Below are 11,192 nucleotides of genomic sequence, written 5' to 3'. Positions count from 1 at the left end.
GGTTTATTCATACCATACGTCTGTATTACAAAAATGTTATATCCATCCTGTTGTAATTTTTATTTTAATTCATTCGTTTTTTTATACGATTTGCCGGAAAGTATCTGTATAAGGTGGATACGCCAATACCAAAAATAATAGCTAATTGCTGCCGAGGATGGCCTTTCTCTAATAGCCGACTAATCTGTTCCTGTTCATGTCTATTGATCGCCCGAGGGCGCCCTCCCAGTCGTCCTTGCGCTCTGGCGGCAGCCAGTCCGGCAAGGGTTCGCTCGACAATTAATTCTCGCTCCATCTCGGCCAGTGCTGACATTACATGAAAAAAGAATCGCCCCATCGCGCTACTGGTATCAATACTATCGGTTAAAGAATGGAAGTGAGCTCCACGTTCATGTAATTCTGATATTAACGCCACCAGGTTTTTCACGCTGCGGCCCAGTCTGTCTAATTTCCAGACGACAAGAGTATCGCCTTTATTTACATACTTTAGCGCTCGTTTCAGGCCGGGGCGGTTTGCAATCTTGCCACTGATACGGTCCTCAAAAATGCGGTCACAATTTGCACTAGTAAGCGCATTACGCTGTAAATCGATATTTTGGTCAATTGTTGACACCCGAATATACCCAATAGTAGCCATGATTTTCTCCTTTACATCAGATAAAGAAGAATTTTAGTCGCTTTTCTCATGGGAGATTGTTTTATCAAAAACCTTGGTTTTCAAGAACCAATAAATCGTGTGGCTGATGCGCTATAAAAATCGCAGAGCGGTGACGATATTCCGCATAAGGAGCTGTTCGTTCGCAACATTCGAACGGTGACGTTAAAGCCGGTTTCATTGGCTAATGAAGACGAAGGGGACAAAATTACTACAGAGTTGATACCACAGAGATAGTCCAGGCTCGCAGGTGATACGGGATTTAACGCCGGAAAGTCTGCACAGAACACGATCTGCCGCCGGATACCATTAAATTGCCCCGCAACGCGTTATCAATACAACTACCGACGTTTCCCGTTACCTTGCTGTCGGTACGCTTACCTCATTGTCTGAAAGGTTATTTACGAAGTTATGATTAATAATCAACGGGCGTCTGGTATGCGAATCCAGTTCCCCAATCCTGGCGCTTTGCCTGTGCGACCATACGCGCATAAATAAGCCTGAAACCAAACTTCACCGCTTAACGCTCTCCTCTTTCCCGATTTTTACGCAAAAAATCATCACATGATCAAGTGTCGTATTAGTTATTGCATTTTACAAATGATATCGGTAATTATTATCATTCTCATTAACAGATTGTTCGATTTATGACGTGGAGAGAGAGGATTTCTCATGCGTATTCTGTTTGTCGGTCCACCACTGTATGGACTGCTATACCCTGTGCTGTCCCTGGCGCAAGCGTTTCGTGTTAATGGCCATGAAGTACTGATTGCAAGCGGTGGAAAATTTGCACAGAAAGCAGCCGAAGCTGGGTTGGTGGTATTTGACGCTGCGCCTGGTTTCGATTCGGAAGCGGGTTATCGCCGTCAGGAGGCATTGCGAAAAGAAAATAACATTGGAACAAAAATGGGGAACTTCTCATTCTTCAGCGAAGAGATGACTGACCCACTGGTCGCGTTCGCCGGGCAGTGGCGGCCAGATCTCATCGTCTACCCTCCCCTTGGGGTCGTTGGACCACTGATTGCCGCTAAGTATGACATTCCGGTAGTGATGCAAACCGTCGGCTTCGGTCATACGCCCTGGCACATCAAAGGCGTGACGAAATCACTTTCTAACGCCTACCGCCGCCATGGGGTCAGCGCGCCACCAAGAGATCTGGCGTGGATAGACGTCACACCGCCCAGCATGAGCATACTGCAAAATGACGGAGAGCCGGTTATCTCCATGCAATACGTCCCGTATAACGGCGGCGCCGTCTGGGAAGAATGGTGGGAACGTACACCTGATCGCAAGCGTCTTCTGGTCAGCCTCGGCACCGTCAAACCGATGGTGGATGGCCTGGATCTGATTTCCTGGGTAATGGATTCTGCCGGCGAAGTAGATGCCGAAATCATCCTGCATCTTCCGGCAAACGCCCGCTCGGATTTACGTTCGCTGCCGCCGAATGTCCGTCTGGTCGACTGGCTTCCGATGGGCGTTTTCCTTAACGGCGCCGACGGTTTTATCCACCATGGCGGCGCAGGCAACACCCTGACGGCGCTACATGCCGGCATTCCGCAGATAGTCTTTGGTCAGGGTGCCGACAGACCCGTCAATGCCCGCGCCGTGGTCGAGCGCGGATGCGGCATTATTCCCGGTAAGAGCGGGCTTACCAGCAGCATGATCAATACCTTCCTCGGTAATCGCGCGCTTCGCGAGGCGTCGCAGGAGGTCGCGGCGGAAATGGCGGCCCAGCCTTGCCCGACCGAGGTGGCAAAAAAACTGATCGCCATGCTGCAACACGGCTAACCGCGGCAGCGCAATGACAATATGGCGGCTGAGCCCAGATTGCGTCGCCATATCTCATCTTTCACCGATAAGGAGGCTTAATGCCCGCGACTCATTCCCCCATGCCCGCTCGTGCCTGGATAGTTCGCCTTGCCCGCGTGTGTTGGGAACGTAAAACACTGAGCATCATTGTCATCGTAGCATCAGTATCGACCATTTTACTGGCTGCGCTGACGCCGCTAATAACGCGTCAGGCCGTCAATGACGCGATAGCAGGCGATACGACCCACCTGCCGTTACTTGCCTGCGGCCTGATATTAATTGCCCTTTTTGATTTTATCGGGAATTACGTGCGCCGCGGCTATGCCGGAGAACTCTCGTTGTGGGTTCAGCATACGTTACGTAGCCGTGCGTTCGACAGTATTCAAAAACTGGACGGCGCAGGCCAGGACGCCTTGCGTACCGGGCAGGTCATTTCGCGTACCAACAGCGATCTTCAACAGGTACACACCTTGCTACAGATGTGTCCGGTGCCGCTGGCGGTGCTCACTTACTATGTGGCCGGTATCGCGGTGATGCTATGGATGTCGCCATCCATGACGCTTATCGTGATTTGCGTACTGGCCGCCCTTGCTATTACCGCCCTGCGCGCCCGTCGCCGTGTTTTCGCGCAAACGGGGCTTGCCTCAGACCGGCTGGCGCACATGACGGAGCATATGCGCGAAGTATTGGAACAGATCTCAGTGGTGAAGTCCTGCGTGGCGGAGTTACGCGAAACGCGTTGGCTCGATGGTCAATCGCGGCAGATGGTGCGGGTACGCATCGGCGCCGCTATCTCGCAGGCGATGCCGGGCGCAACCATGCTGGCGCTACCGGTGATAGGGCAAATCGTCCTGCTGTGCTATGGCGGCTGGTCGGTGATGAACGGGCGCATCGATCTGGGAACCTTCGTTGCGTTCGCGAGTTTTCTCGCTATGCTGACCGGTCCTACCCGCGTACTGGCATCGTTTTTGGTTATTGCACAGCGCACACAGGCGTCGGTAGAGCGCGTCTTCGCGCTTATCGACACGCGTTCTCGCATGGAAGACGGTACTGAGTCGGTTGAGGGTCAGATTATTGGGCTGGACGTGGAGAAGATGAGTTTCCACTACGACAACGGTAACCGTATCCTCAATGAGATCTCCTTTTCCATTCACGCCGGTGAAACCGTGGCAGTGGTTGGCGCATCCGGCTCCGGGAAATCAACGTTGCTGATGTTGCTGGCGCGCTTTTACGATCCCACCTCCGGCGGAGTATGGCTCAACACCACTGCGGGTCAACAGAATATTCGCGACCTGAAACTGACGGCGCTTCGTCGTCGCGTTGGCGTAGTGTTTGAAGACGCGTTTTTGTTTGCCGGTACGGTGGCGGAAAACATCGCCTATGGGCACCCGCAAGCGACTCAGGACGACATTCGACGCGCCGCCGATGCCGCAGGCGCCAGCGGGTTCATCAATGCGCTACCGCAGGGGTTCAACACCCGACTGGCCGAACGCGGAAGCAACCTCTCCGGCGGCCAACGCCAGCGTATTGCGCTAGCCCGGGCACTGATTACCGCGCCGGAACTGCTGATTCTCGATGACACCACCTCGGCGGTCGATGCCGGTACTGAAGCGGAAATTAACACGGCTCTTGGTCGTTATGCCGATAATGAGCATATGCTGCTGGTGATTGCGCGCCGCCGCTCAACACTGCAGTTAGCCGATCGGATCGTCGTGCTGGATAAAGGCCGCGTCGTGGATATCGGTACCCAGGCGGAGCTGGATGCAAGGTGTCCGACGTTTCGCTCGCTGATGAGCGGCGAGGGTGATTTTCTCGCCCTCGCCCCGGCGGAACAACGTGCGCTATGGCCAACAACGCAGGCGGTAAAATCCGACGACGCGCATGAGCGCCAGCCCCCCGCCGGAAAAGGTTTTGTCGACCGGATGACGCGCGTTCCGGAACGCGCCGTACAGATGGCGCTGGCAGGCCACGGGCGTCAAGTCTCATCGTTGCTGACGCCAGTAGCCTGGATGTTCGTCATCGCCGCCCTGCTTATCGCGCTTGATTCCGCCGCAGGCGTTGGCGTGCTGGTGCTTTTGCAGCGCGGTATTGACTCAGGCGTTGCCGCAGGGGATATGTCGACTATTGGCATATGCGCCCTGCTCGCGCTGTGCCTGGTGGCGATCGGTTGGTGCTGCTATGCGCTGCAAACGATCTTCGCCGCCCGCGCGGCAGAGTCGGTACAGCATACGGTACGCTTACGCAGCTTCAGCCACCTGCTACGCCTGAGTCTTCCCTGGCACGAGAAGCACATCGACTCGCGTCTTACTCGCATGACCGTCGACGTTGATTCACTCGCCCGATTTCTGCAAAACGGTCTTGCCAGCGCGGCCACCAGCATCGTGACGATGGTCGCTATCGCCGCGGCAATGTTCTGGCTTGACCCCATTCTTGCATTAACGGCATTAAGCGCCGTGCCTGTAGTAATGCTGGCGACGTGGATTTACCGCCGTTTGAGCTCGCCTGCCTACGCCCAGGCACGGCTGGAAATTGGTAAGGTGAACAGTACGCTTCAGGAAAAGGTCTCCGGTATGCGGGTAGTTCAGTCACACGGCCAACAGAAGCAGGAAGCCGCCAGGCTACGGGCGTTATCAGACAACTTCCGCGCCACCCGCGTGCGGGCGCAAAAATACCTTGCTGTCTATTTTCCGTTCCTGACCTTCTGCACCGAGGCCGCCTATGCCGCCGTGCTTTTAATCGGGGCGACTCGGGTCGCCGGAGGCGAAATGACGCCCGGGATACTGGCGGCGTTCTTCCTGCTACTGGGACAATTTTATGGCCCGGTACAGCAGTTGTCAGGCATTGTTGATTCCTGGCAGCAGGCGACCGCCAGCGGCAAACATATCAATGCGCTATTGGCGACTGAGGAAACGGAGAATATTGAACCGTCATCCATAACGCCTGGCACTGGCGGCGCGCTACGTCTGGAGGCATTGACATTCCGCTATCCCGAAAAAACGCAACCTGTGCTTGATAATCTCTCGCTCACCATTCCGCCAGGAACGGTAGTCGCGGTGGTCGGACGTAGCGGCGTCGGCAAATCGACGCTGATCAAGCTGCTGGCCGGGCTCTACTCTCCCGGCAGCGGGCAAATCCGTGTCGGTGAGCGCCTAATTGATGCCGCGTCGCTTAGTGATTATCGTCGCCAGACGGGGCTGGTCACTCAGGATGTCGCATTATTTAGCGGCGATATTGCCGAAAATATCCGCTATTCGCGGCCAGACAGCAGCGACACGGAGGTAGAGATCGCGGCGCGACGGGCGGGACTCTTTGAAACTGTGCAACATCTGCCGCTGGGGTTTCGTACTCCGGTCAATAACGGCGGCACGGATCTGTCCGCGGGCCAGCGTCAGTTGATTGCCCTCGCCCGCGCGCAACTGGCGCAGGCGCACATTCTGCTGCTCGACGAGGCGACAGCGCGTATCGACCGCAGCGCCGAGGAGCGCTTAATAACCTCGCTTACCGGAGTGACGCACACCGAGAAACGCATCGCGCTTATCGTCGCGCACCGACTGACCACCGCTCGCCGCTGCGATGTTATTGTCGTAATCGATAAAGGATGTATCGCTGAATATGGTAGCCATGAGCAGTTGATAGCGGCTCATGGCCTGTATGCTCGTCTGTGGCGGGACAGCATCGGCCAGACACGCGATACGCAAGGAGAGGTCATAGGATAGTTTTTATCGCCACGATTTACGCAAAAGAAAGCCCGCAAGCGGCTGTTCCTGTAACAGCCGCTTTAGCTATTGATACTGACCGAAATATAAATGAGATGGAATACAGAAAATGAGACTGAGCCCGCCCGTCGCTCCTGTCGCTATACAGACCGCTACGCGCCTTCGCCGCCAACTCGCCGCCGGAAGCCAGGTTGACGCTTCTCACTTCTGGCGAGAAGCAAACTCGCTCGCGCTGCCGCTGGTGACAGCCATTAACGACGCAGACGATGAACGGGAAGTCACCTTCCTGTGGCGTGCCGCCTCTCCTCTGCGGGGGGTTTATGTCCGCCTGAACCGTGTCACCGATAAAGATAACGTGGCGAAAGGTATGATGACGCAACTGCCCACAACGGATATCTGGCATCTGACGCTTCGCTTACCGGCATCCTACTGCGGTTCCTATACGATGGTCGAAATACCACCGGAAACCCCGGACGAGACGGTGTTGCAGCTTGGAAGCCGTTTCGCCTCCCTTGTCGGGAAGGCGGACCCGCTGAACAGCACGCCGGGAATAAATGTTCGGGGCAATGCGCAGGAATCCGTTCTGGCGCTGGATCACGCCCCGGCACAGGAGGAGTGGTCAGGCTGTCGCGCTTACGCCGGGCAGCTTTTCACCTCAGAACATCGGCTCGCCGGACAACGTCGCCGTGTGCGGCTGTATCTTCCTGACGTTCCTGTCGTACAACCGCTGGGCTTACTGGTACTCACGGATGGCGAGATCTGGTTCGACCATCTTGGGGTAAGTGCCGCCATTGACGCTGCCATCCGCAGCGGACGCATCGCGCCGGTGGCCGTACTCGGCATTGATAACATCAACGCGCGTGAACGCGTCGCAATCCTCGGCGGTCGCCGCGAGCTGGTGCTCGACATTGCCGAACGCCTGCTGCCAACCCTTCGCGCCAAATACCCGGAACGGCGGTGGGCGGACCGTACACAAACGGTGCTGGCAGGGCAAAGCCTCGGCGGCGTGACCGCGCTGATGGCGGCCCGCCACGCGCCAGAGAGCTTCGGCCTGGTGCTGAGCCACTCCCCCTCAATGTGGTGGACGCCGGACAACCGCAATCGCCCGGACCATTTCAGCGCAGAAGAGCGCTCATGGGTCAGCGAACATGTGTTATCCGCGCCCTCGCCAGCCGTACGTACGCATCTGTGCGTGGGATCGCTGGAAGGTTCGACGGTCCCGCAGGTCAAACAGTTGCATGAAAAATTGCGCGCCGCCGGCGTCGAAAGCCATTGCAGCGTGTACACCGGCGGTCACGATTATGCCTGGTGGCGCGGCGCGCTGATTGACGGATTACGTCTACTGCCCCGATAAAACTTCACCTGCCAAAAAGGAATCACATCCGATGTATGGTCGCCAGTACCACAACAAGTGCTATCGCATGGCGCTATTTTTAGTGAGTTTTTGTTTTAGCGCGCTGAGTTATGCGCAGCCGGATATGCAGCCATTAGGGCCGAATATTGCTGATAAAGGTTCGGGATATTACCATTTTAGGGTCAATGACTTTCAATCTGCTGATGGCGCAAGACATTACCGGGTATGGACCGCTATTCCCAATAAAGCCGCCCCGCCGTCGGGTTATCCTGTCTTATATATGCTGGACGGCAACGCAGTGATGGACAGGCTGCCGGAGGCGCTGCTCAAACAACTGGCAGACCACTCGCCGCCGGTGATTGTGGCGATTGGCTATCAGACTAACCTGCCGTTTGATCTTAACGGCAGAGCTTATGACTATACGCCGGCGCCGGGAATCGATCGCGAAGGCAGTGAAAATAACCCGCGTTTCCATCGTAAAACCGGCGGCGGGCCAGCGTTCCGCCAGCTACTGGAGAAACATATCGCGCCGCAGGTGGAACAAGGAATCACCATCAACCCCGAACAGCGCGGGGTATGGGGACATTCTTATGGCGGCCTGTTCGTTTTGGACTCCTGGCTGTCGTCATCCTTCTTTCATATCTATTACAGCGCCAGCCCGTCACTCAGCAGGGATAATTTTGCCCTGTTGAATCGCCTTACGACAGTGAAGCCGTCGCCGTTCTGCCATAAAAAACTCATCATAATGGAAGGTTCAGCGTCGAATGGGGATAGCAGGCAACGCCAGATGGCCGAGCTCCTGCAAAAAGTTCAGGAGACCGTGAGAACGCTTGAGAACAACGGCGTTAACGCGGCCCTGCAGCATTACCCGGGCCTGGGCCACGGGCCCATGTTTAACGCCTCTTTTCGCAGTGCATTGCTGGATATCAGTCGCGAACCGGCAAGCCAAAAACCACGCTGCCATTAACCCGCCGCCAGATTATGCCCGCCAGCGGCGGGCATAATCCATCAAAACGAGGCCGTCACACCGGCATAATAAGCCCGACCCGGTTCGTTATAGGTATTTGCCCCTTCGGCGGAGCGATAGATCTGTTTATCGAAGATATTGCTGATACCGACATTAAGACGCAGGTTCTTATTGATATCGTAATTAACGTTAGCGCCGACCAGTGAGTAAGCCCCCAGCGCTTTCCCGGACAATCCTTTGGTCTCTTCACTACGCGACTCCGCATGTGTTCGCGGTTTTTGCTTGCCGTATAACGTCCAGTTGACGTTAGCGGAGAGCGCGCTGGTAATAGTCCAGTCGAGGAAGGTATTCACCGTATATTTCGGGATTATCGATAAGGGATTGCCGGTATCTTTTTGCTCAGAAGCGATCATATAAGTCGCATTGGTATTCCAGTTCAGACGGTCCGGCATCAGCGGAACAGCCATGCTGGCTTCAATACCTTCAATCAGCGCTTTACCGCCGTTCTGCCACTGCAATACATAAGCGCCAGATGCGCTTCTGCCAATAATTTTATCACCTGCGACAATCTTATTCTGATAATCGTTACGGAAATACGTGACGCTTGCGTGGTAATCGTCTACGGTAAATTCCAGCCCAATCTCTTTATTGATACTAATTTCAGGATCGAGATTCTTATTACCGACCAGGTAACAGCCGCCCGACGTAATATCTTTTGGACAACCGTTGCCTTTCGAATAGAGTAAATACCCCTCACTGGTTTGATACAAGTTCGGTGCCTTAAAGGCACGGGCAATACCGGCTTTCACCTTGACGTATTCACCTAACTCCTGGGAAAGGTTAAGACTGGGACTAAAATTACTCCCGGATTCGCTCAAATAGTCAAAACGCAGACCCGGAATAATATTGGTACCTGCCATGGGTTCGATATTATCTTCAACGTACAGCGCACTGATTTGCGATTTATTTTTGCTGCTACGGTTAGCCGCCGAACCGGGAATCCCGGCGATATTGCTATCCTTAACCGTCAGACTGGTAGAGGAAGGATCGTTCAGCTCATCGCGGTTCCACTCCGCGCCGACGGTGAGCGTTTGCTCAAATAGCCATATCACCGGGACATTCACCTCGCCGCTGGTGCGATACGAGGTCAGGCGGTTAGTGGTGAACGTCTGGTCGTTGGTAATACGCCCCTCGCCGCCGCCGGAGAGCCCCTCATTCATGCGGGTATTATCGGTTTTTTCATAGTAGAACCCCAGGCGGCTTTGCCCCCAGTTCCAGATGCCGTTATGAGTTAGACCGTAATTCTGCCGGTACAGGCGATTGGTCTCCCGCCCGGACTGCGCCAGACTTTTGGTAACCGCGTTTGAAGTACTGTTTTGCGTATCGCCGGCATAGATATTCCCCTGCCGACTGTATCCCGCTTCAAAATCAAGGATTTGCTGCGGGGTCATTTTCCATGAGAAGACGCTATTAATATCTTTATTGGTGACCCCCTCCCGTCCGGCGGCATTTTTGGTACCGGCGGAGGAGTTAATATCCCAGCTATCGGCATCGGTTCTGTTGAGATTACCGTACAGGCGCATCGTCAACGTATCTCCAGCCAACGGGCCGCTAAGGCTAAAGTTACCCCGCCGGGTGTCACCTTCTTTGCTGCTTTCCGGCTGGTTGGTATAGAGCGACAGCGAGCCGTGCCAGTCATTAGTGGGGCGTTTGGTGATGATATTCACCACCCCGCCTGCGGCACCGGAGCCATAGCGCGCGGCGGCGGGCCCACGGATCACTTCAATACGTTCTACCATCTCCGGCGGTACCCAGTTTGTATCGCCACGGGTGTCGCGTTCTCCGCGCCAGCTATAGCGAACCGAATTTCGCGACGTCACCGGCACGCCGTCAATCAGCACTAAGGTATTTTCCGGCCCCATACCACGAATATCAATTTGTCGGTTATTTCCGCGCGTCCCCGAGGCGCTATTGCCGGTAAGATTAACCCCAGGCATCTTACGAATAATATCGGCAAGATCGTTAACGGGAGGATTCTTTTGAATATCGTCACGAGTAATAATCGAAACGCCCGGCTGTTGCTTTAATACTTGCTCGGCAGTGGATTCAACCACCATCGTTTCGCCGTTGTCGTCTGTAGATTCTGCTGCTGATAATGGACTATTAATCCCTGTAGAAACCACGGTTATTAACCAGATGAACTTCTTAACTCTCATACCCATTCCCTAAATAATGTCTAAAGTAGCGCTGTTGCCCTCAAACTCACATCCTTGCCAGGTTACGGCTATATAGTAATTATTATCATATGCTAATGATAATAATTATCATTCAATTAAGAAAAAGGCAATCTTTCAACCGCAAAAATCTGGTAATAAAAAAACGGAAACGGGATTTTGCAATATGACTCTCTGTCCGGGCTCCACTTTGCCAGTAATCCGGGAAGGGGGGCAGAATGCGCCTACTGAACGAAGGTTTTACAAAACAGGAATAGAGGAAATTAATTATTTTTCAAAGCATTAATGATAATAAACAACCAGATAAGATGGTATAGCGCGGTTCAGGGTTCACCGCCGCTTCCCTGCCGACGGCGAACCGTTCTTACAGTTTGCCAGCGACTTTCCGTCTGGGTAATGGTGGGATCGGATACGATTGTAGTCATTCGATATTTGATGATGAAAGTGATGTTGGTGC

At 54.3% G+C, this 11,192-nt stretch carries 6 protein-coding genes; 4 read left to right on the top strand and 2 right to left on the bottom strand.

The features are described from left to right. Nucleotides 1–64: 64 nt before the first annotated feature. Nucleotides 65–637: a flagellar phase variation DNA invertase Hin gene (gene hin, locus NA197_RS07540; RefSeq protein ID WP_000190917.1), complete on the bottom strand. Its 573-nt coding sequence runs from the start codon at nt 635–637 to the stop codon at nt 65–67. A gap of 690 nt (nt 638–1,327) precedes the next feature. Between hin and iroB the strand changes: the two genes are divergently transcribed. From iroB to NA197_RS07520, 4 genes are all read left to right on the top strand, one after another. Beyond that, complete coding sequence (gene iroB / locus NA197_RS07535; protein WP_001221110.1) at nt 1,328–2,443, top strand: salmochelin biosynthesis C-glycosyltransferase IroB; 1,116 nt, start codon at nt 1,328–1,330, stop codon at nt 2,441–2,443. An 80-nt stretch (nt 2,444–2,523) separates the two neighbouring features. Next, nucleotides 2,524–6,180 (top strand): salmochelin/enterobactin export ABC transporter IroC, encoded by a 3,657-nt coding sequence (iroC, locus tag NA197_RS07530; protein WP_023212149.1) that lies wholly within the window; start codon nt 2,524–2,526, stop codon nt 6,178–6,180. 109 nt (nt 6,181–6,289) lie between these two features. Then, a complete protein-coding gene (locus NA197_RS07525; RefSeq protein WP_001239929.1) occupies nt 6,290–7,534 on the top strand; it encodes an esterase family protein in 1,245 nt (414 codons plus the stop codon). Nucleotides 7,535–7,565: 31 nt separating this feature from the next. Beyond that, nucleotides 7,566–8,501, top strand: a complete 936-nt coding sequence (locus tag NA197_RS07520; RefSeq protein WP_064043570.1) for an alpha/beta hydrolase — start codon at nt 7,566–7,568, stop codon at nt 8,499–8,501. Between the two features lie 41 nt (nt 8,502–8,542). Here NA197_RS07520 and NA197_RS07515 read toward each other — a convergent pair whose 3' ends face one another. Next, nucleotides 8,543–10,717, bottom strand: a complete 2,175-nt coding sequence (locus NA197_RS07515; RefSeq protein ID WP_001543298.1) for a TonB-dependent siderophore receptor — start codon at nt 10,715–10,717, stop codon at nt 8,543–8,545. Nucleotides 10,718–11,192: the final 475 nt, after the last annotated feature.

Origin of the sequence: Salmonella sp. NW884, from assembly GCF_051700745.1 — a bacterium.
In the GTDB taxonomy this organism is placed as follows: Bacteria; Pseudomonadota; Gammaproteobacteria; order Enterobacterales; family Enterobacteriaceae; genus Salmonella; species Salmonella enterica.
This window is presented reverse-complemented; position numbering and strand designations above follow the sequence as displayed.